Origin of the sequence: Halobellus ordinarius (assembly GCF_031823395.1) — an archaeon.
In the GTDB taxonomy this organism is placed as follows: domain Archaea; phylum Halobacteriota; class Halobacteria; order Halobacteriales; family Haloferacaceae; genus Haloquadratum; species Haloquadratum ordinarius.
Map to the genome: position 1 here is coordinate 162,327 of NZ_JAVQKJ010000010.1, position 18,255 is coordinate 180,581.

At 57.1% G+C, this 18,255-nt stretch carries 27 protein-coding genes; 9 read left to right on the top strand and 18 right to left on the bottom strand.

The genetic code is table 11. The features are described 5' to 3' along the window. Positions 1-63: 63 nt before the first annotated feature. Positions 64-1,305 carry a sensor histidine kinase gene (locus RJT48_RS15980; RefSeq protein WP_311173338.1) on the top strand — a complete coding sequence of 414 codons (1,242 nt, stop codon included), beginning with the start codon at positions 64-66 and terminating at the stop codon, positions 1,303-1,305. Positions 1,306-1,426: 121 nt separating this feature from the next. Here RJT48_RS15980 and RJT48_RS15985 read toward each other — a convergent pair whose 3' ends face one another. From RJT48_RS15985 to RJT48_RS15995, 3 genes are all read right to left on the bottom strand, one after another. After that, positions 1,427-1,780 carry a sensor histidine kinase gene (locus RJT48_RS15985; protein ID WP_311173339.1) on the bottom strand — a complete coding sequence of 118 codons (354 nt, stop codon included), beginning with the start codon at positions 1,778-1,780 and terminating at the stop codon, positions 1,427-1,429. A 426-nt stretch (positions 1,781-2,206) separates the two neighbouring features. Further along, positions 2,207-2,428 carry a hypothetical protein gene (locus tag RJT48_RS15990; protein WP_058365172.1) on the bottom strand — a complete coding sequence of 74 codons (222 nt, stop codon included), beginning with the start codon at positions 2,426-2,428 and terminating at the stop codon, positions 2,207-2,209. A gap of 99 nt (positions 2,429-2,527) precedes the next feature. Beyond that, a complete protein-coding gene (locus RJT48_RS15995; RefSeq protein ID WP_311173340.1) occupies positions 2,528-2,692 on the bottom strand; it encodes a hypothetical protein in 165 nt (54 codons plus the stop codon). Between the two features lie 238 nt (positions 2,693-2,930). Between RJT48_RS15995 and RJT48_RS16000 the strand changes: the two genes are divergently transcribed. From RJT48_RS16000 to RJT48_RS16010, 3 genes are read left to right on the top strand one after another with little or no spacing between them, the layout of a single operon-like run. Beyond that, entirely contained in the window at positions 2,931-3,653 is a 723-nt protein-coding gene (locus RJT48_RS16000; protein ID WP_311173341.1) for an ABC transporter ATP-binding protein, read from the top strand. Then, positions 3,650-4,387 (top strand): ABC transporter permease, encoded by a 738-nt coding sequence (locus tag RJT48_RS16005; protein WP_311173342.1) that lies wholly within the window; start codon positions 3,650-3,652, stop codon positions 4,385-4,387. The genes RJT48_RS16000 and RJT48_RS16005 overlap by 4 nt, the downstream gene beginning before the upstream one ends. Beyond that, a complete protein-coding gene (locus RJT48_RS16010; RefSeq protein ID WP_311173343.1) occupies positions 4,384-5,136 on the top strand; it encodes an ABC transporter permease in 753 nt (250 codons plus the stop codon). Before RJT48_RS16005 ends, RJT48_RS16010 begins: the two co-directional genes overlap by 4 nt. A gap of 95 nt (positions 5,137-5,231) precedes the next feature. Here RJT48_RS16010 and RJT48_RS16015 read toward each other — a convergent pair whose 3' ends face one another. The 11 genes from RJT48_RS16015 to RJT48_RS16060 all read right to left on the bottom strand — a co-directional run bounded on the left by RJT48_RS16015 (position 5,232) and on the right by RJT48_RS16060 (position 12,978). Next, positions 5,232-5,966 carry a plastocyanin/azurin family copper-binding protein gene (locus RJT48_RS16015; protein ID WP_311173344.1) on the bottom strand — a complete coding sequence of 245 codons (735 nt, stop codon included), beginning with the start codon at positions 5,964-5,966 and terminating at the stop codon, positions 5,232-5,234. A 25-nt stretch (positions 5,967-5,991) separates the two neighbouring features. Next, the gene (locus RJT48_RS16020) at positions 5,992-6,300 is read right to left on the bottom strand and encodes a thioredoxin family protein (RefSeq protein WP_311173345.1); all 309 of its coding nucleotides are present in this window, start codon (positions 6,298-6,300) and stop codon (positions 5,992-5,994) included. A 176-nt stretch (positions 6,301-6,476) separates the two neighbouring features. Beyond that, positions 6,477-6,830 (bottom strand): SHOCT domain-containing protein, encoded by a 354-nt coding sequence (locus RJT48_RS16025; protein ID WP_311173346.1) that lies wholly within the window; start codon positions 6,828-6,830, stop codon positions 6,477-6,479. A gap of 2 nt (positions 6,831-6,832) precedes the next feature. Then, positions 6,833-7,252 carry a DUF302 domain-containing protein gene (locus RJT48_RS16030; RefSeq protein ID WP_311173347.1) on the bottom strand — a complete coding sequence of 140 codons (420 nt, stop codon included), beginning with the start codon at positions 7,250-7,252 and terminating at the stop codon, positions 6,833-6,835. A gap of 531 nt (positions 7,253-7,783) precedes the next feature. After that, positions 7,784-8,146, bottom strand: coding sequence for an SHOCT domain-containing protein (locus RJT48_RS16035; RefSeq protein ID WP_311173348.1), 363 nt, complete (start codon positions 8,144-8,146; stop codon positions 7,784-7,786). 57 nt (positions 8,147-8,203) lie between these two features. Next, positions 8,204-8,524, bottom strand: a complete 321-nt coding sequence (locus tag RJT48_RS16040) for a hypothetical protein (RefSeq protein ID WP_311173349.1) — start codon at positions 8,522-8,524, stop codon at positions 8,204-8,206. A 236-nt stretch (positions 8,525-8,760) separates the two neighbouring features. Then, positions 8,761-9,351, bottom strand: coding sequence for a winged helix-turn-helix transcriptional regulator (locus RJT48_RS16045; protein ID WP_311173350.1), 591 nt, complete (start codon positions 9,349-9,351; stop codon positions 8,761-8,763). A gap of 89 nt (positions 9,352-9,440) precedes the next feature. Then, positions 9,441-9,581, bottom strand: coding sequence for a YHS domain-containing protein (locus RJT48_RS16050; protein ID WP_123115048.1), 141 nt, complete (start codon positions 9,579-9,581; stop codon positions 9,441-9,443). Positions 9,582-9,986: 405 nt separating this feature from the next. Further along, the gene (locus RJT48_RS16055; protein ID WP_311173351.1) at positions 9,987-10,586 is read right to left on the bottom strand and encodes a helix-turn-helix transcriptional regulator; all 600 of its coding nucleotides are present in this window, start codon (positions 10,584-10,586) and stop codon (positions 9,987-9,989) included. 192 nt (positions 10,587-10,778) lie between these two features. Further along, entirely contained in the window at positions 10,779-11,480 is a 702-nt protein-coding gene (locus tag RJT48_RS20810; protein WP_425604726.1) for a DUF7546 family protein, read from the bottom strand. A gap of 109 nt (positions 11,481-11,589) precedes the next feature. Next, positions 11,590-12,978 carry a permease gene (locus RJT48_RS16060; protein ID WP_311173352.1) on the bottom strand — a complete coding sequence of 463 codons (1,389 nt, stop codon included), beginning with the start codon at positions 12,976-12,978 and terminating at the stop codon, positions 11,590-11,592. A 375-nt stretch (positions 12,979-13,353) separates the two neighbouring features. Here RJT48_RS16060 and RJT48_RS16065 point away from each other — a divergent pair, with 375 nt between their 5' ends. Continuing rightward, positions 13,354-13,596, top strand: coding sequence for a hypothetical protein (locus RJT48_RS16065; RefSeq protein WP_311173353.1), 243 nt, complete (start codon positions 13,354-13,356; stop codon positions 13,594-13,596). 16 nt (positions 13,597-13,612) lie between these two features. Beyond that, complete coding sequence (locus RJT48_RS16070) at positions 13,613-14,515, top strand: universal stress protein (RefSeq protein WP_311173354.1); 903 nt, start codon at positions 13,613-13,615, stop codon at positions 14,513-14,515. Between the two features lie 105 nt (positions 14,516-14,620). Here the strand turns inward: RJT48_RS16070 and RJT48_RS16075 are convergent, their stop codons facing one another. The 3 genes from RJT48_RS16075 to RJT48_RS16085 are packed head-to-tail and all read right to left on the bottom strand — an operon-like array spanning position 14,621 to position 15,540. Next, positions 14,621-14,893, bottom strand: a complete 273-nt coding sequence (locus RJT48_RS16075) for a DUF7521 family protein (RefSeq protein WP_311173355.1) — start codon at positions 14,891-14,893, stop codon at positions 14,621-14,623. 6 nt (positions 14,894-14,899) lie between these two features. Next, a complete protein-coding gene (locus RJT48_RS16080; RefSeq protein WP_311173356.1) occupies positions 14,900-15,187 on the bottom strand; it encodes a DUF7521 family protein in 288 nt (95 codons plus the stop codon). Between the two features lie 2 nt (positions 15,188-15,189). Continuing rightward, positions 15,190-15,540, bottom strand: a complete 351-nt coding sequence (locus RJT48_RS16085; protein WP_311173357.1) for an ArsR/SmtB family transcription factor — start codon at positions 15,538-15,540, stop codon at positions 15,190-15,192. A 116-nt stretch (positions 15,541-15,656) separates the two neighbouring features. Here RJT48_RS16085 and RJT48_RS16090 point away from each other — a divergent pair, with 116 nt between their 5' ends. Then, the gene (locus tag RJT48_RS16090; RefSeq protein WP_137277131.1) at positions 15,657-16,307 is read left to right on the top strand and encodes a plastocyanin/azurin family copper-binding protein; all 651 of its coding nucleotides are present in this window, start codon (positions 15,657-15,659) and stop codon (positions 16,305-16,307) included. Positions 16,308-16,341: 34 nt separating this feature from the next. Here the strand turns inward: RJT48_RS16090 and RJT48_RS16095 are convergent, their stop codons facing one another. Then, positions 16,342-16,899: a hypothetical protein gene (locus RJT48_RS16095; RefSeq protein ID WP_311173358.1), complete on the bottom strand. Its 558-nt coding sequence runs from the start codon at positions 16,897-16,899 to the stop codon at positions 16,342-16,344. Positions 16,900-17,019: 120 nt separating this feature from the next. On the opposite strand from RJT48_RS16095, the gene RJT48_RS16100 reads away from it, so the two are divergent. Both RJT48_RS16100 and RJT48_RS16105 read left to right on the top strand, forming a co-directional pair. Then, positions 17,020-17,754 (top strand): hypothetical protein, encoded by a 735-nt coding sequence (locus RJT48_RS16100; protein WP_311173359.1) that lies wholly within the window; start codon positions 17,020-17,022, stop codon positions 17,752-17,754. A gap of 101 nt (positions 17,755-17,855) precedes the next feature. Next, the coding region (locus RJT48_RS16105) for an aconitase family protein (RefSeq protein WP_311173360.1) at positions 17,856-18,255 on the top strand (400 nt) is incomplete at its 3' end.

An 18,255-nucleotide genomic window follows, 5' to 3' on the forward strand; every position in this document is an offset into this window, starting at 1 on the left:
TTCACGATACTGGGCACCCTCATCCCAAATATGATACCTGTGTGTCCCGAAGCCTAACTAACGATGTCTTCTGAGGAACCTTCCCGCCCATCGGAGGAAGATGCGTATCGACGGGAAGTGTACCAGATTCGAGAAGACCAAGAACTCACTCTGTCTGAGAAATTCAATCGACTCCTTACCCTAGGCTGCGAGTACCTTGGCGTCGAAAACGGGCATATCAAACGGATTGATAAAGAGCGGGGCATCCATGATGTTATCGCGAGCGCCGGAGGAGAGGGCGAACTCCTTGAGGTCGGTGCGCAACATACACACGCGACGACGTTCTGTCGCCGGACAATCGAACAGGACTCTCCACTCGCGATCTCCCATGCCAGTGAACAAGGATGGACGGACGATCCTGCGTACGAGAGGCACGGGCTTGAGTGCTATCTTGGTGCGACGATCTCGGTAGAAGGGACGACCTATGGAACGGTTTGTTTCGTTTCGGAAACGCCATATGATCGTGATTTCTCCTCTTCTGAACGAGCGCTCGTTGAGCTCATCGCTGGCGTCGTTGGCACGGAGATCGAGGCCAAGCGATACGAGTACAAACTCACGGATCATGAGCGACTCAATGCCGTTCTGAACCGGGTTCTCAGGCACAACCTTCGGAACTCGATGAATACTGTCAGCGGGTACGCTGAACTCCTCACCAAACGACTTACTGGTGACGACCAGGAGCTAGCGAAACGTATTGTGACCTGTGCAGACAACCTTATTGAGCTCGGTGAAACGGCTCGGAAGCTCGAAAAAGTCACCCGAGATGCCAGCCCCCCTGAAAAGCAGGAGGTCGGGCCGTTGATCTCTGACGTGGCGGCTGAACTCCGTAATCGTCATCCAGAGGCAGCGGTTGCTGTCGAGCTACCTGATTCCCCGGCTGTATTTGCGAACGAGTATTTGAAGCCCGCACTGTACGAACTCGGAGAGAACGCTATCACTCATGCTGACAAGGATCCGGAGCTTGAGTTGAGCCTGCATTCTGAAACAGCGCAAGACGATTGGGTCGTAATTCGGGTCGACGATAACGGATCTGGACTTCCGGAGCTGGAGCGAAACATTCTCCGAGGTCAGATGGAGACCCAGCTCGAACACAGCCAAGGACTGGGTCTGTGGTTCGTCTATTGGACCGTTATCCGGTCCGGGGGAAAGCTTACGGTCGCTGTTGATGACGGAACAACTATCAGTATCTGGCTTCATTCGGAAGATCTCCCCGAGGATGATTTACAATGGTATCTCGATCTCCCTCTGGAGAATGATCTGATCTGACCTGGTTGTCGAGGTGTATGGGGTGATTACAGTAACTGTAGGGATGTTTTCTGGGTTACTGTCATCACCATCGCGTATTCAGGATCAGCATCATTCAAGCGTGACTCGGTCGCTAATTACGCTACGCACGATCGAGTTCGACGTTATTAATTTCGAATCGTGCTCCACCAGCAGTCCCCTCTGAGATAGCGATGTCCCACTCGTGCCCATCGACGATCTGTTGGACGATCGAGAGACCGAATCCCGTGCCGTTCTCCGACTCGGTGTATCCTGCCTGAACGACGTCACTGCGTTTCTCGGGTGGGATCCCCGGTCCGTCGTCCTCGACATAGAATCCCGCTGCATCCGGAAGACAGCCGATCCTGATTGTCACCGTCTCTCCACCATGTTCGACTGCATTCCGGAACAGATTTTCAAGGAGTTCGCAGAGACGGCCTTCGTCGGCCGTGATCACAAAGGAGTCCTCGAGATCCACGTCGAGTGTGGCGTTTGTTGTCTCGACGTGACTCCATGCTCGGTCAACTGCATCTTCGAGCAGGAGCTCATCGGGATCGAGGACGGCCTGACCTGCTGGAGACGGCCTGTATGGCGTTCAAGCATAGCCCCATCCAGAATACAGAGATCGAACTCAACACCCTCGAGAGCTCTGTCGTCCAGAGTCACGACCTCGTACGTATCCGACAACCAAGTGGCTAGATGATCGCGATTGGTGTCGTTTTGTAATAAGAGGAGAACACGAGTGGAACCGGGCCGCTCCCCGGATGTTATATTGCTGAGGGGGTTCCGGGGTTGGTAATCACTCATTTTAACTCTGCTCAGAAGTCGCATCGAACTTCGTCGGGGAAGGGGTTAAGAGTGGCGGCCAATACATCGCTCTGTGTCTTGATTGGGGTGAGTCCACTCAGCAGCAGTCGGGGTCGTCGGGCGACCACTCGCACGCGTTGCCAGTCGTCAAGTTGTTTTCGTCAACGTAGGTCGAGAGACACGCGTAGTTGCAGAAGTAGGTCGGCGACCCGCAGTCGTCGGTACAGTCGCGCACACAGATCGGGTCGTGGTCGAAGATACGCGACCTGCAGTAGGCGCACGTCTCATCAACGTTGGGGAGTTCGACAGTCGTAGACATACCTGTGCTACGGGCACGAGTCACAAACGTATTTCGTCAGCTGACCATCGATATACTTCGCCTCCGGGCTGTCAGCGGTGTGTGAGTGACAAGGAACGACTAGAACTCGATCGCACCGATCATCGGCTCGCCGACGCACTTCGGGCAGACATCGGTGTCGTATTTCTCCATACAGTGTCGGTGGCAGGAGATCCCGCAGTGCTCGCAGACGAACACCTCGTCGTCGCGAGCGCATTCCGAGTCACAGATGGAGTACTGAACCATGGATACTCGAACGTTAACTTGCAAGCCGCATCAACGCTATGCTCGGCGCCTGATAGGTGGCTGATCTTCATCACGGCTACCGACCAAGTCTACTCCTGTTTGGAGACAAAATGAATGCCAAATCGTTGGCTATCCATTGCTCTCTTCGGGATACAACCCGATCTTTGGGTACTTTGACGGAGTTAACTTTTGATTCTTAACAACAATTCGATTGAATGAGTAGAACGTCTTTCTATGTATGGAAACGACCACGGCGCCCACGGAGACGGTCGGTGGTAGCAAGACGCTCGTTCGAGGCAACGCTCTCGAGAAAACCTACGGGTCACGACTCCCGTTGGGACGGTCGACGCCCGTTCTCACCGGTGCGGATATCGAGGTCCATGCTGGCGAGATCGTCGGTATCGTCGGCGAGAATGGGTCGGGCAAGTCCACGCTGATGAAGATTCTCGTCGGGGTTCTCAACCACGACGCGGGCACGGTCGAACGGCATGGAACCGTCGGATGGTGTCCGCAGGAACCCCTGCTCTACGATCGGTTGACCGTCTCTGAAACGTTCCGGCTGTTCGGCGCTGGCTACGACATGACGCGCGAGGAGATCGACGCGGCGAAACAAAGACTGGCGGACGAACTCGACTTCGAGCAGTACCTTGACTACCGGGTCGACCAGCTCAGCGGCGGGAACCGACAGAAGGTCAACCTCAGTGTCGCGCTCATGCACGACCCGGATGTCCTCATGCTCGACGAACCCTACACGGGGTTCGACTGGGAGACGTACCTGCGATTCTGGGACATGGCCCAGGACCTCGCGAACGACGGCACTGCCGTCGTCATGATCTCCCACCTAATTGAGGAGCGGAGTCGCCTCGATCGCGTCTTCGAGGTGCGAGACGGACTGGTTCACGACGTGACCGACGAAGAGACCGAGAGCGAACTCAGGAGCGACCCGGAGGGGGGAACATGAATAGGTTCGTCGTCGGCGTTCGGGCGAACCTCCAGACGTTTGTCCGGACGCCCCTGAACGTGGTCCTCGCGCTGGTGCTCCCGCTCGTGGTCATCGAGGGGTGGGGCCAGGCGATGGCCGGACTGCCGTCAATGCCGACCGTCGAGGGGATTCCGCTCGACCTGGGACGCCTCCTCGGCGCGATCTTCGGCGTCGCCATCATCGCCGGGCTGATGGGACTGGTCCAGATGATCAGTGCCCGGGAGGCTGACCGACGGCTCGTTCAGACCGGGTACGCGCCACGAACGCTGCTCGCGACGCGGCTGGCGACTCTCGCGGGTGTCACGATCGTCGTCGCGGGGGTGAACTTCGGCGTCCTCTGGCTGACGATCGACGTCGAAGCACCCCTGTTTGTGTTCGCGTTCCTCGCGCTCGCGGGCGTCGTCTATGCTTTCCTCGGTGCGCTCGTCGGCGCAGTGCTTCCGCGACTGTTCGAGGGGTCGCTCGTCGTCGTCTTCCTCGCGATGATGGACGCGTTCCTCAGTGGCGACAGCCCGCTCGCCGCGGACGTCCCCGACTTCGTCCAGTACTTCCCGTTGTATCATCCGAAGGAACTCCTCCAGTCGGCCGCCTTCGACGGTACGTTCGCTGCGGGTGACCTCGTCTTCGTCGGCGGGTACCTTCTCGTGTTGCTCGTCCTCGTGACTGCCGTATTCGGTGCGACGATGCGCACGGCCGGGGGGTGGTCAGCGTGAACCGAACGGCCACGGCGTTCGGTATCGGGCTCCGGGAACACGCCCGCAACTACGTCCTCGTAGCGCTCCTGGTCGTCCTCCCAGTGTCGTTCATCACGCTCGCCTTCGCGGTCACCCAGGACGTCCAGATGCCGGTCCGGACGGTCGTCGACGGCGAGACGACGACCGTGATGCGGGGGATGCCCGAGGTCCACGGCGTGATCATGACACCGATCACGAGTTCGTTCATCGTCGGGTTGGCCGGTCTATTCCTAATGCGCGAGGCGAAAGATACGGACGGGCGCCTCGCTGTCGTCGGCTACCGAGCACGGCAGGTCATCGCCGCACGGTTCGGCGTCCTCGCAGTCATCACGCTTGTCGTGGTCGGTGCCTCCGTCGGGGTGATGTTCATCGACTTCCAGCCCGAACAGCTGTGGTGGTTCGTCGCCGCAATGCTCGTCCTTTCAGTTACCTACGGACTTATTGGGATGCTCGTCGGCGCCGTCTTCAACCGCCTCGCGGGCCTGTGGCTTATGTTGATCCTCCCGATGATTGACATCGGGCTCTTCCAGGACCCGCTGTTCGTCCAGTCTGAACCCGAGTGGTGGATGAAACTCTTCCCGGGTTACCATCCCGTCCGCGTGATGGTCGATACCGGACTCACGACGGACCTGGACACGGCTGCGTCGCTCGGCTGGGGGGCCGGCTATCTCCTCGTCGTCGGACTCCTCGCCGTGTGGGTGTACTACCGCGGAACTCGAACGACGTGACGTTGAGCTCGAACGAAGGTGGTATCCGCGGCCGGACGGATCGATCGAGGGATCCCGACGGGATTCGCTGACTTACCGAACATCGACGAGGCGTTTCACCTGTCTTCCAACCGCTCACGACGCATCTGGAACTCTTCTTCGTCGATCTCGCCTCGTGCGTAACGGCGTTGGAGGGTTTCCATCGCGGAATCATCGCTCTCGGGAGATGCGTCACCTCGTCCTAGTGCCCAATAGAGGAGTCCGCCAGCTAAGCCGAGCATTCCGAGTGCCCCGCCGACGAACGGGACGCCGCCCCACCCGCCTCTCGAGCCACCCATCATGCCCCCTCCGCCGGGCCCCATCATGCCGCCACCGGTGCTCCCGCTTCCGTCGACGTCCGAGCCGATGGCCACGGCGCCGTTCTGGACGATCGTCTCGCTATCGGGGACCTCGCCGTCGGGGATTGAGCTCTCTTCGGCCGGGCCGCCGGGGCTGCCGACGACGATCCGACCGACCATCCCGACCGACTTGTGCGGGATGCAGTAGTAGTCGTACGTGCCTGGCTCTTCGAACGTGTACTCGAAGGATCCCGACGAGATGGTCCCACTGTCGAATGCGCTGGCGTCGGATGGAATCCGGTCCTCGTAGGCAGTCGCCGAGTGGGCTCCGGCCGCTAGCTCGAAGCGAACGGTCGTGCCGGGTTCGACGTGGAGACCGATCGGGTCGAAGTAGTTGTTGCCCATCTTCACGACGGGCGTCTCCTGTGCGCTCGCTGGCTGAGAGATCCCTACACCGGCGACTGCGCCGGCACCGAGTACTCCCAGGAACTGACGTCGGTTATAGTTCGTCATGTGGTTTGAATCGGTCTGCTGGTCGTTATTTTCGCACGACATCGACGAGGCGCTGGACGAATCCAGACGATTGCTGGGTCGCGCGCTCGATGGCTGACTCGAGGTCGTTCCGGTCGACGATGCCGATGAACTCGGCGGTCTGCTCTCCGTTCGCGTAGACGTGTGTCGTCGGCGTCTTTCGGACGCCGTATTCTTCGGCCGTTTCCAGATCTTTCCGGATGTCGACCTCCCGGAACTGCACGTCCGGATACTTATCCTCGAGGCCGTCGTTTTTCTCCCGCTGTGTTGTGCATGCCCCGCACGTCTCTTGGGTGAAGAGGATTACTTCGGTCACATTGTATACTACGGTATTGTAACTTAACCACATTACTATTCAGAATCGTAAGCTGAGAGTCCCCCATTTCTTCGATTCGAAGTCCTGCTCACACAGTGGTGATAGGGAATAGCTTGACGAACGAAATCGAGTACACAGGCTCCGGATATACGCACCTGGGTGTGTACTCGTTGAGTTTACTCTGACCGTTCGAGTTTCTCGCGGCGGGATTCGAACTCTTCGTCGGTGAGGTCGCCGCGAGCGTACGCCGTGCGGAGTTCCTCAATCGCGGGGTTTCGAGACGTCTGGCTTTCATTCGCACGTCGGACGACGAGGTAGCCACCGCCAAGGAGGATGAGGAGGAAGATGAGTGGGACGAGCATCCCGACGAACGGCCACCACCCGCTGGTGGTCCCGCCGTAGCCCATCATCCCTCCGTAGCCCATCATGCCTCCGAACCCCATCCCCATGGTGAGCAACGGGAGGACGATGATCGCCCCGAGGATCAGGAGCACGATAGTCGTGGTGTCGAGTTGATTCGACGAAGACATCGTCACTCCTCCTCTGGCACCGTTCCCAACTTGTCTGAGACCGTTGCGATGACACGCTCGAATCGTTCGTGGACGTCGACCGCGATCTCGTCGAGGTCTGGATTCTCCGTGATGCCGACCAGTTGCTGGGGGTCGACGGCGCTCACGACGACGTCACCGGCATCCGTCTCGTAGACGATGACGTTACACGGGAGCAGGGCCCCCAATTCCGGCTCTTCGGCGAGCCCCTCGTGGGCGAGTGGAGGGTTACACGCCCCGAGAATCCGGTATTGGTCTACGTCGACATCGAGCTTTTCCTTCAGGGTCGTTTTGACGTCGATGTCACAGAGGATGCCGAAGCCTTCGTCCTGTAGTGCGGTCGTGACTGCGGTTACGACATCGTCGAACTGTGCATCGATCGTTGTGGTGATGGTATACGTCATTGGTCTATCGGGTGTTTTTGGCTTCCAAGCTTGCGATGAGCTTCGTTGCTTCCACTTCGGTCAATCCAGCGCCGCCAGACGCTTCTGAGGCGGTGAATGCGCGGAGTCGTCGGCGTTCGGCAGCCTGTCTGCGTTGTTTTCGTGAGTCGATTCGGATATTGTGTTGTGAGTGCTTCATTGTGGTGGTTGATTTTGTCGTGACGCACATTTCGTCTCGGTCTGTGACTGGAGTCGACGCACGCTGAGTTCTGCTCAAATCGCTTGAGTCGTCCCCGACGGAGTCGGAGAGTCCTTGTCGTCAGGTTAGCTCAGTTGCTTTTTCAACATTTTGTGTGTTCGTTCTTTCTCTCCACAATACTATGGACGATTGCACGAGGCATAACCGGCCAGGTCCGTTTGCTGACCCAGCAAATCGCCCCGTCATTCTAGTCCACTCTCTCGTGGTCGCTGTAGCACCCCTGAAGGTGCCAGCCGGCAATACGAATGTATGTGGACGACGTGGAAGGGTACATGGACGGAGGGTGTTGATACTCACTGGGTGAGCGAGGATCGTCGGTTCTCGAACTCCTCGTCCGAGAGTTCACCCCGCGCGTAGCGCTCGCGGAGTTCAGCGAGTGCAGTATCCGTCTTCGAGGTCTGTTCTTCGCGGTTAGTCCCGTACACGAAGAGCAGGATGAGTCCGATCAGGAGCAGTGGCCAGAGGAACATCCCGCCCCCGAGCATCCCGAAGCCGCCAAGTCCGCCCATTCCGCCCCAGCCGCCGCCCATCATACCGCCGCCGTAGCTTCCACTACCGTGGGCAGCAGCCGTTCCAGTCGCCGCGACCAACAGCGGGACAGCGAGTATCGTGAGTCGACGAGCAGTGGGTCCGATGGGAGTGGTGAGTTGCGTCATTATCTTGAGTTGGTGAATCGTGGTGTTCAGTTGAAGCGATCGAAACGGTTGGGGCCGTCAGCAGTGGCCCTGCCCGTACATCCCGCCGTTGTAGTCATCGTCAGCCCCGTCGTGGTATTCCTCGTCAGCCATGTCCTGGGCCATCTCGTCGACGGTCACACCCATGTGCGACTCCATCCACTCGACGCTACCAGGGCCCATGTGTTCGGTCATCTGCCCTTCCATCCAGGCTGCCCAGTCATCAGCAGTAGCGTTGTCAGTGGGCGCGTCGTCAGCAGCCGTGTCGGTGCCGTGTGCGCTGACTACGGGGGCGGCGAACGCGAGTCCGATGATCGCGAGCGCCACGAGCAGCCAGCCGCCGAGTTTGAAGTTGGTCATTGTCTTTCTCCTCGGTTACTCGTAGGACCGCTCGGGAGTTATCGACGTGGGTGTGAATCCACGCAGGAGAACGTTCGAGAACGTGTATAGGCCGCTCTAACCGTTTTTCACAGATGAGTTCGTTCATATCCACCGAATTCGAGGAGCTTCCCGCTTTTCCCACATTTGTTGAACCGCTTCGGAGATTGACCTCGATGCATTCGGCCTGTTCCGTCTGGTAGAAGGAGTGGCCCCCGTTATTCTTGGGAACTCTCATGTTGGTTCCGAAATGCAGATTCACATTCTTCGCAACAAAACTGTTGGAGGGAACCACCAACACGCGAGGCTAATCCGTCTTCGCGAACCGTGCTCCCACAGTTTGCGCATGTGAGTGTAGACTCCGTTTCGTTTGAATACGTTGAGTGGGTGATGCTCGACAGCAATTGCACATCGTATCGCCGGACATCATTCAGTGGAATATTTTGTTGCACCCAGCTTCCGATTGTGGGGCGTGGTGGAGTCGCCACGGCGATAATCTCACCTTCAGCAGTTGTGAATACGTGTTCCACGTATGGGGCTTCGATAACTGAGTCCCGAAGTGAGCCCGCACTATCGAGAACGGGTTGGAAACGCACCATGATACGCACCCGGTTATCGTACTGCATTCGGTCGATGTCGACTGTGAATTGACGAATAACGCCGTCTTGTTCCAACCGACGGATACGCGCCGAAACAGACGGGGCTGAGAGATTTACTGCTTCAGCGATTTCACTGTACGAGCGACGTGCGTTCTCCGCGAGGAGTCGGAGGATCTCACGATCCGTGTCGTCAATCGCATTTTGTGTCATTGAAAGATGAACCGGGGGTGGGGAAAGGGGGGTGGGTTGAGGGGGAAGCTACGACGCCAGATGCGGGGCTTTCTCGGTGGTTGTGACGTTTAGACGTATTCCTCCGGTGCCGAGGTGAATGTGTCCTTGCATCCTTCGGCACAGAAGTAGTACGTCTGACCATCGTACTCGGCAGTAGCCGCTGCATCGGTTTCGTCGACGTCCATTCCACAGACGGGATCAGTTGCCATTCGGTTTCACCCCGCATCAAATGTACGGGGCGATAAACCAAGCACTTTGCTCTTAACAATCCAAAGTCGAGATACCGACCGTCCTGAGCAGTTCTGAACGTTCTGACGACTCAAAGCTGCGGATCGACCACTGCTTTCGCACGATACCGAATGGGCGGTTTGGGCGAACTCACAGTTTCTTATCTCAGTCCAATATAAACGAGGGGCTTGAGGGTAGAGGAGGGCCTGATGAGTCTCCCTATAGGGCGAGAACTGCTGACAATTGAGTTCGACCGTCAATCGAGGCGAATATCCGCGAGTGGAGGGGAAACTGCCCCGAGAAAGTAGGTCATTCCTCCATGGAAGGCGCGAGTTCCGTCCTCAACGTGCGAGCAAAAGCGAGTAGCGACTGCGTAGCAGGGTAGTTTACTGTGCCTGATTCTCCTGCAAATCATCACTCGGATAGATACGATACGTTCGCCCCTGCCGTTCACGATACAACAGCCCACGTTTCTCGAGGGCACTTACTGTCTGACTTACCTTGCTCTTCGAGAAGTTCGATCGGTCCCGCAGTTCGATCTGGGTGATGCCGGGTGAGGAGAGGACTGGCTCGAGGATGCGACGTTCGTCATCGGGCAGCAGATCCAACACACGTGCCTGTGGTTGAGATTCTGGATTGATAGCGCCGTTCGATTGAGCCGCTTCCTCGGGCGGGTTATCGGTCTCGGAAACGGTCTGAATCTCCGTTTTGGCCCGCGTGTCGTCGGGTACAGCTGTGTTAGTGAGATCGTTCCGAATGAGAAGATATCCTCCACCGATGACAGCTGAGACGAGCAGAGTCCCGACGACGTACCAGATGGGGTTTGTCCCGTGCATCGCTCCTACCGATGAATCCATTCCCATCATCGATCCCATTTGCTCGATGGATCGTTGTTGCTGGTAGGCTTGCCAACTGAGCGCACTGCCAATGAGGAGGACAGTAGTGACAAGGAGACTGACGAAGATGTCTGCTCGCCGTTCATTCATATACTCCACCTCAGTCCGGAATAGCAACCATTCATTATCTGGTGTTCGCGAGTCATTACTGTACCAGTTTCGATAGATACGAACAGTTCAGTATGGCTGTCTATCCCCTTTGTGTGACCGACGACCCGTCAATATTTTCCCAGACAACCGTTGTAACACTAGCGCAAAGTGGGTAGAACGCATTAAATCGAGTTAGCTTCCCCGTATCTGCGAGACTACTATCGCAAGCCGACCTCGGTGGTAGAGAATAGCAAGCCCTAAAAGAAATAGGACTGTCGCAAATTCATATCCATAGGTACCGAGCAATATTGTGGTTGTAGTGCCACCCATTCCGCCCGCAAGTGCTAGAGCAATTGGACTGACGCAGGCCGGACACGCCGCGATTCCTATAACGCCGCCAACCGCTGACTGAGAGAGACTAAGTAATGCGTCGTATACGAGATATGCCATCGCGAACAGGCCGACTGCTTGATAAGGTATGATTGTAGCTGTAATTATATTCCCAGTGTAGAGTAGAACGGGGCTCCAGCCTAGTGAGCGCCCCCACGTCAAGCCGTAATCGGTGGCTCCAGTGAGTTGCCCAAGGTGGGAGGTAGATGGGCCAACTAAGCCTGAAAAATATAACATAATGAGAAAGTACATTATGACGACTAACCCGGCTCCAACTCGGTACATCCAACTCGCTGTAGTGGGGCGGGTATGCCATAAGACCCACCCAGATGCAGTAAACCAAATAAATGGTATAATGAAGTGAGTCCACCGACCCACAGTATCACCTGTCACATAGGTGTAAGTGATTCCAACCACTAGCTGGATGGCCAGTATCAAGTTAAGCCACGTACTCGATTCGAGAATCTGATCGAGGGATTGGATTTCGCTTGTTGTTTCCGTCATAGGGCGTAGACTGGCTGGGAGCGGTTTAAGCGTTGATTGATGAAGCAATCTATACTGGTAATAAAAATGACTTCGAATGTAGCCAAATGATTATCCCACACCACTGGCGTTAGTGGTTGTGACTGTGATCTTGATATTCTAATTTCTGATCAGTAAATTTCCCCGGTTTCTTTTCAAATGTTTGCCTACAAGCTTGAGAGCAGAAGTAGTATGTTTCCCCGTTGTGGGTCACGGTCGGTCCCTCCTCGTCGGTCCGCATCCCACAGACCGGGTCGCGGTACTGGCCGGGGGCACCGAGGCCACGCCGGTAGACGTAGAGGAGGAATCCGGAGAGCCCGAACGCGATAATGTTGAGATAGAAGGTGTAATTGATCTCGAAGTACGTTTGTTCGGTTGCAGTCTCACCGCCGGCGAGGTTCGGAACGATTCCGAGGATGTTGAACAGTTCTTCCATGAGGAAGCCTGTGAAGGCCATCGTCACGAAGAAGATGCCGAGAATGTACAGCATCACCTTCCAGCCGTAGTATTTCCGGTAAACGTTGAGAACGGGAACCGTGATGAGGTCAGCGTAGACGAACGCGATGACGCCCGCGAAGCTGATGCCGCCCCCCCAGAGCGCGACGGCAAAGGGGACATTGCCCATACTGCCGACAAAGCTGAGGACAGCGATCGTCACGCCCATGATGGCGTTCTCTGCGCTCACCACCAAACTGTCGCCCTGAAGGAAGAGCGTGTTCCACACCCACTGCGGCACGAAGACGATGACGAACCCTGAGATCAGAAAGCCCGCGATGACGTCCTTCCAGATCATTGACCACTCCTTGCGGTATTGGTTCCCGACCTTGTACCACCCACCCCACGAGAGGAGTTCGTCACGCCACCCACCGGAACTGGCGATTTTCTGTTGATATGTCTCCATACATCCTTTCGAGCAGAATTTCAGCGTCTCACCCCCGTCGGTCGTCAGCGAATACTCGTTTTTGCCCTCCATCCCGCACGTGGGGTCCTCGGCGACGCCGTGTTCATGATCACGTTGATTCAGTTCTTCCCGAACCTCCTCAAAGAGGTTCTCCGGGAGTGTCAGATGGACCAGGAGCGCCATTACAGCGATAAGGATGAGGCCACCCAGGAGCTCGGCGACGAGAAACTCCCACCCCAGCAGAATCAGGATCATCAGCCCCAATTCTACGATGAGATTCGTCGAAGCAAACATGAATGCGAGGAAATTCACCGTGTGTGCTCCTTTTTTGAACAATCCCTTACCAATCGCTACTGCACCGAAACTACAGCCGCTACTCGCAGCACCGAAAACCGTTGCCTTCGTGAGTCCGCTCAGATTCCCTTCCCCAAGGACTTGGGCCATCCGATCTTTGGAGACGTAGACCTGGACGAGGCTCGTAATCGTGAGGCCCATAATAATCGCCCAGGCCGCTGTCCAGAGAAAGCCGACACCGATCCGCAACGATTCGAGGATTCCGTCGACGAGGGCGGCTTGCATACATAGACTATCACAGGCCTTTGTTTTGTCAATTGTCCTTAGGAATGTGGGCTTGTGACTCTCTATAGAATTTGTATTCGAAAGCACAAGCCACCAGAGACAGCAACTCCCTGCTTGAATTGCCATCTCAACTAATTTATTACTGGGTGTTCGGGTTCCAGTTGGTGAATCGCGGACGCCTTTTGTCCGACTAATTACCAAGACAGCGATGCTATATCCTGCTTCTGTCCCCGTATTTTATCATGGCATGTTCCCATCCAACTGGTCTTTCGAATTGTAAGAGAAACTCGATTGAATGAGCCAAGCGTATCTCTACATATGAGTACGACTACCAGAACTCAGGACGCGCATGACACGGAATCCAAGCCCCGCACGATGTCCCTCGATGCACTGGCGCTGGCAGGTGCAGCTGCCGTCGTTTCTGCCGTCGTGATGCTCCTCTTCGGTGTCTTCGGAGCGATTGGAGTCTACGAGCGGGGGATTGAGGCAATGGAACAGTGGCACCTGTTCTTCGAACTGACCATCGTCGGGACGGCAGCAGGTATGGTTGAAGCCGCGGTGGCCAGCTTCGTCTTCGTGTACGCCTTCGCCTGGCTGTACAACTCCCTCACACGGTAAATCGGAGAACTACGCCATGTACACCGATATCCTCATCCCAACCGATGGCAACGATCACGTCGAACCCGCGATCACGTACGGGCTCGACATCGCGGACCGATACGATGCAACCGTTCACGCTCTACACGTCGTCGACAGTTCGCCGATCGAACGGAACCCCGAACTGACCGCGCTGAATCCCGATTTGGAGCTTCCAGACCAATGGTATGACGCTGGGGATGCCGCCACGCAACAGATCGCGAAACGAGCCGCAGAACACAATCTCGACGTGGTTTCTGAGGTCCGCCGTGGCGTTCCAGCGCGAGAAATCCGATCCTACATCACCGATGCCGGAATCGATCTCGTCTGTATGGGAACCCGAGGACACACTGGCCTCGACCGATTTCTGCTTGGGAGTGTAACGACCCGAATTATCCGCACTGTTAACATCCCCGTCCTTAGCATCTATTCGAAGCCGGCTGAAGCGAGTCCTGAAGCCGAGATACGAGCAGGATTCGACTGCATCTTATTTCCGACAGATGGCAGTATTCCGGCACGAGCGGCTTTTGCTCACGCACTCGAAGTGGCTAAGATGTACGATGCGGCAGTTCACGCTCTTTATGTTGTTGATAGGGGTGACTACGCGTCTCGTCCGGGATGGACATGGGACGAACTGCAGCAAGTGCTAGAGCAGACAGGAGAAACGGTCCTCGAAGATGTCCGGTCTCGAGCGACTTCCGACGGGGTTGCAGTCACTGCTGAGATAACCCACGGCGTTCCCCATCAGGAAATATCGGAGTACTGTGACCAGCATAGCGTTGACCTCATCGTTATGGGGACGCACGGTCGATCCGGTATTTCACGACACCTCATCGGAAGTGTGACTGAACGAGTTCTCCGGAACGCTGATGGGCCAGTTCTGACCATTCGAGGAGCGTGAACCGCCATCGGGGGCAAGCCCCAGAGCATTCGGCTCGACAGTGTAAATCGCGTTTTAGTCCCGTGTTGAGACACTCGGCTTGCGGTTCCAGAGCGGTGTCTGGAGCTACCGGCGAAGCGAGATGAGAAGAACCACGAATCCGAGGCCGATGGCGACTGATTCGATGACGTGGACGATAGCGAGGTCGACTCCTGCGAATTCGAACAGCACTCCTTCGATGAAGACACCGAGAGTGATGATCCCGAATCCGATCGCGGCGTTTCGCATATAGTACGTGCCCGTTCGTCGATACGCCTCGAAACTGTAGTACGTGATCAGAATACCGAGTGCGAGAACGAGCAAGCGAACGACTACGAGAATCGCTGTTGTAGCATCCATCTGTACTTACTCCTCCAGTTTCCGCGGGTCGCGTCCGTACAGGGCGTACAGGATCGTGAGCATCCCGAGCGCGACGATTGCCGTCGCCACCATTCCAGCGTTATGGAACGTCAGGCCAACAACGTCGAATAAGACCCCTTCGATGATAGCGCCGAAGCTGATAATTGCGAAGCCGACGGCGAGGTACAACATCGATTGGCTGTTGGATCGACGGTATCCTCGATAGGCTTGGTATGCGATCACGAACCCGAGAGCCATGGTGACGAGTTTTGCGATGACGAGACCGATGTGCATGGTTAGTCGTTCCTCATTGTATCCCACAACCGAGAGAATCTGTCGGGGGCGTCTTCCCGAAGTTCGATGCGGACATCGAACCCAGACTCCAGAAGTTGAACCTCGACCCGGTCGAGCTGGGCTTCGTATTCGCTGTAATGATGACCGTCGGGGTCCATGTGCGTTCGTTCGACGAGCAAGTCGTACTCGAGCAACGTATTGACTCGCCTGGAAACCGTCGAGACGGACATATCGCACTCATCACTGAGTTCCTTGGCAGACATCTGTGTTCGGCGAGTCGCCTCGAGGATCGCTCGTGCATAGTCGTCGTCGAGGATGGCGAGGACCCCCGAGATGTCTCGCTCTTCACTCACATTCTACATTTCTGTGGATGGGTATATAAAGAAACGCCGATTTGCTGACCCAGCAAATCTGCGTTCCGGACTATATGCCCCGAGTGTGTATGTTCACGTGTAAGGTGACCGATGCCATGACCGATTCACTCACGCGTCGACGGATGCTCCAGCTGACTGGCGGTGCAGCAGTCGTTGGCCTCGCCGGTTGCACAGGGACTCAGGACAACAACAGCGAGGCGGCGGGCGGATCGCCGACTGAGAGTGGCCACGACGAGACCAGCACGGAGTCTGGCCACAGCGACGACGAGGACAGTCACGACGACGATGGGGGGCATGACGAAGCGGTCGGAGCGCCGTCCGATACGGCCGAAGTGAACATGATCACCCAAGACGGGGGCTACCACTTCGAGCCACACGTCGTGCGGGTGAACGTCGGTGGGACCGTGACCTGGCACAACGAGAGCGGGAGTCACTCGACGACCGCGTACCACTCCGAAAACGACCAGCCCCAGCTCGTTCCCGACGGAGCGGCGTCTTGGGACAGTGGCATCGTCTCTGAACAGGGCGCAACGTTCGAACACACGTTCGAGACCGAGGGGGTCTACCACTACTACTGCACGCCCCACGAGAGCCTCGGGATGATCGGGAGCGTCATCGTCGGTGAACCGGATCCCCACGAGGAGGTCGCCCTCGAGGATCCGCCGGCAGACAAGCCCGATCGGGTCCGCGAGAAGCTCGAAGAACTGAACGGAATGATTTCGACCGCCCTCGGCGACGACCACTAATCACTCCCGGACGTTTTCAGCAGCGCGCCCCCTCCTACCGTACAAGTAGATTGTAGCCGATATGGAGTACTGCGAGGCCGAGATATCCAAGACCGAGTACCGCCAGATTTCGTCGCGACAGCGACGGTAAGCCTACCTCGTCGGTATGATGAATCCGCTCGCCGAGCGCGTACGCGAACCGCCCGGCAATGAGTGCGAACGGTAGGTGAACGAATACTAGCGGGAGCACGAGCGAGTCGAACTGGGCTGTCGCCTCGAGACGTGACAGGTATTCGAGTTTGAGCACCAGTTCGAGGAAGGCGACTGTCAGACCGGAGGCCACGGTTGCGAGTAGTCCCTCGGTTTTCGAGAGGAGTTGACCTTGCCAGTAGCTCCAGCCGTAGAAAATGAGTATCAAAGGAATGAGACGGACGAACGCCTCCTCGATGAGCCCAACCAGAAGAGTCCACGTGCTTGCGGTCGTCACCTGAAGCAGGGCAAGTTCGAACTGATAGGCACTCCACACACCGATACCGGTCACGACGCTACTTACGACAGTCAACCCGACCAGTGACCGGTACTGTGACGGCATATGTGACAACGACCGTTTCATACGTGAGAGTCAGTCAAAATAGGCGTATCCGTTCGAAGTCCACACTGCGAAGAGCCTTTATTACCCTCCGCCTGTTACTCACTCACACGAATACTAACTGTAGCCGGTCACCATACTACCATGCCACCCGACGAACCCGCTTCCGTCTCTCGGTCGGCTGATACGGAGCACGACGTAATCGGCCGGATTGAAGAGACGGCTCTGTCGCGTCGGGGGTTTCTTGCCGGACTCGGCCTGGGGAGCCTTGGGGGCGCCGGTGCGGTTTTCGGTCTCACGCGAGCGGGGGAGGGATTTCAGTCGCTGGCGACACTCGCTGGTGGGGCCACACTTCCCGCAACAACACGGTACTATCTTCCAGCAGTCGACGGCTCCGATAGCGGCCTCATGGTTCCGGTGGCATTTGAGTTCACCGACGGCGAGGGCGAGTTGTTCGTGAATTTGAATGGAATCGAAGTCCGCCACGACCTCCAGCTCGCGCTTCGTGAAGCGATTGCGACGGCCACGCGGCTCACCGACAGCTCGCTGGCCGGAACGGCGACGCACGTCACGTTCGATTCTCCCACGGACAGTGTGCTCGCACTTCGCGGGAAGAGCTGGGAAGCAGGACTCACGGTCGCCCTCGTCGCCAGCCTCCGCCAGCAGTCACTCACACCGGAGACGCTCATCACGGGAATCGTCGACGACGAAGGAGCGTTGCTTCCCGTTGGGGAGATCGAGACGAAAGCCCATGCAGCACGAGGACTTGATGCACGGGCTTTGGTCATTCCGGCGGACGAACCGACAGAAGTGGCTGTATCGGGGCTCCGTATCGTCAGAGTTCGCTCGATAACGGAGGCGCTTAGCCGGATTCTGTGAACGAAGGCCCTTCGCGACAGCTGTATGAAGTGCTGCAGTGACTGGGTCTTCCGACTGTTCGGAGCCAACAATTCAAGGGCTGGGTAAGCGTAGCTCACTCCATGGTCGAAACTGATCCTTTCGATGCGATACGTGAATTCGAGTTCGATGGGGACGCCTATCAAATGGCGGATCTCACCGCTCTCGAAGAGGCCGGCCTCTGCGAACTGGACCGCCTTCCGGTTAGCATTCGTGTCCTCCTCGAATCCGTCCTTCGGAACGTCGACGGCGACACCATTACGGCTGAGGACGTTCGGAACGTCGCTTCGTGGCAGCCTGACGTGCCGGATGTCGAACTTCCGTTCACGCCGTCGCGGGTCGTCCTCCAAGACCTCACCGGTGTTCCCGCCGTCGTCGACCTCGCGGCACTCCGCTCGGCGGTTGAGCGCAAGGGCGAGGATCCAACCCTCGTCGAACCGGAGATCCCGTGCGATCTCGTCATCGACCACAGCGTTCAGGTCG

What these genes read in the sequence shown, in the direction of transcription:
- RJT48_RS16040 (WP_311173349.1), bottom strand. Translation starts at nt 8,524, where the DNA reads ATGACCAACTTCAAACTCGGCGGCTGGCTGCTCGTGGCGCTCGCGATC.
- RJT48_RS16030 (WP_311173347.1), bottom strand. Translation starts at nt 7,252, where the DNA reads ATGACGTATACCATCACCACAACGATCGATGCACAGTTCGACGATGTC.
- RJT48_RS16025 (WP_311173346.1), bottom strand. Translation starts at nt 6,830, where the DNA reads ATGTCTTCGTCGAATCAACTCGACACCACGACTATCGTGCTCCTGATC.
- RJT48_RS16065 (WP_311173353.1), top strand. Translation starts at nt 13,354, where the DNA reads ATGTCCCTCGATGCACTGGCGCTGGCAGGTGCAGCTGCCGTCGTTTCT.
- RJT48_RS16090 (WP_137277131.1), top strand. Translation starts at nt 15,657, where the DNA reads ATGACCGATTCACTCACGCGTCGACGGATGCTCCAGCTGACTGGCGGT.
- RJT48_RS15995 (WP_311173340.1), bottom strand. Translation starts at nt 2,692, where the DNA reads ATGGTTCAGTACTCCATCTGTGACTCGGAATGCGCTCGCGACGACGAG.
- RJT48_RS16075 (WP_311173355.1), bottom strand. Translation starts at nt 14,893, where the DNA reads ATGGATGCTACAACAGCGATTCTCGTAGTCGTTCGCTTGCTCGTTCTC.
- RJT48_RS16070 (WP_311173354.1), top strand. Translation starts at nt 13,613, where the DNA reads ATGTACACCGATATCCTCATCCCAACCGATGGCAACGATCACGTCGAA.
- RJT48_RS16055 (WP_311173351.1), bottom strand. Translation starts at nt 10,586, where the DNA reads ATGAATGAACGGCGAGCAGACATCTTCGTCAGTCTCCTTGTCACTACT.
- RJT48_RS16080 (WP_311173356.1), bottom strand. Translation starts at nt 15,187, where the DNA reads ATGCACATCGGTCTCGTCATCGCAAAACTCGTCACCATGGCTCTCGGG.
- RJT48_RS16035 (WP_311173348.1), bottom strand. Translation starts at nt 8,146, where the DNA reads ATGACGCAACTCACCACTCCCATCGGACCCACTGCTCGTCGACTCACG.
- RJT48_RS20810 (WP_425604726.1), bottom strand. Translation starts at nt 11,480, where the DNA reads ATGACGGAAACAACAAGCGAAATCCAATCCCTCGATCAGATTCTCGAA.
- RJT48_RS15990 (WP_058365172.1), bottom strand. Translation starts at nt 2,428, where the DNA reads ATGTCTACGACTGTCGAACTCCCCAACGTTGATGAGACGTGCGCCTAC.
- RJT48_RS16060 (WP_311173352.1), bottom strand. Translation starts at nt 12,978, where the DNA reads ATGCAAGCCGCCCTCGTCGACGGAATCCTCGAATCGTTGCGGATCGGT.
- RJT48_RS16100 (WP_311173359.1), top strand. Translation starts at nt 17,020, where the DNA reads ATGCCACCCGACGAACCCGCTTCCGTCTCTCGGTCGGCTGATACGGAG.
- RJT48_RS16005 (WP_311173342.1), top strand. Translation starts at nt 3,650, where the DNA reads ATGAATAGGTTCGTCGTCGGCGTTCGGGCGAACCTCCAGACGTTTGTC.
- RJT48_RS16045 (WP_311173350.1), bottom strand. Translation starts at nt 9,351, where the DNA reads ATGACACAAAATGCGATTGACGACACGGATCGTGAGATCCTCCGACTC.
- RJT48_RS16015 (WP_311173344.1), bottom strand. Translation starts at nt 5,966, where the DNA reads ATGACGAACTATAACCGACGTCAGTTCCTGGGAGTACTCGGTGCCGGC.
- RJT48_RS16050 (WP_123115048.1), bottom strand. Translation starts at nt 9,581, where the DNA reads ATGGCAACTGATCCCGTCTGTGGAATGGACGTCGACGAAACCGATGCA.
- RJT48_RS16095 (WP_311173358.1), bottom strand. Translation starts at nt 16,899, where the DNA reads ATGAAACGGTCGTTGTCACATATGCCGTCACAGTACCGGTCACTGGTC.
- RJT48_RS15980 (WP_311173338.1), top strand. Translation starts at nt 64, where the DNA reads ATGTCTTCTGAGGAACCTTCCCGCCCATCGGAGGAAGATGCGTATCGA.
- RJT48_RS16000 (WP_311173341.1), top strand. Translation starts at nt 2,931, where the DNA reads ATGGAAACGACCACGGCGCCCACGGAGACGGTCGGTGGTAGCAAGACG.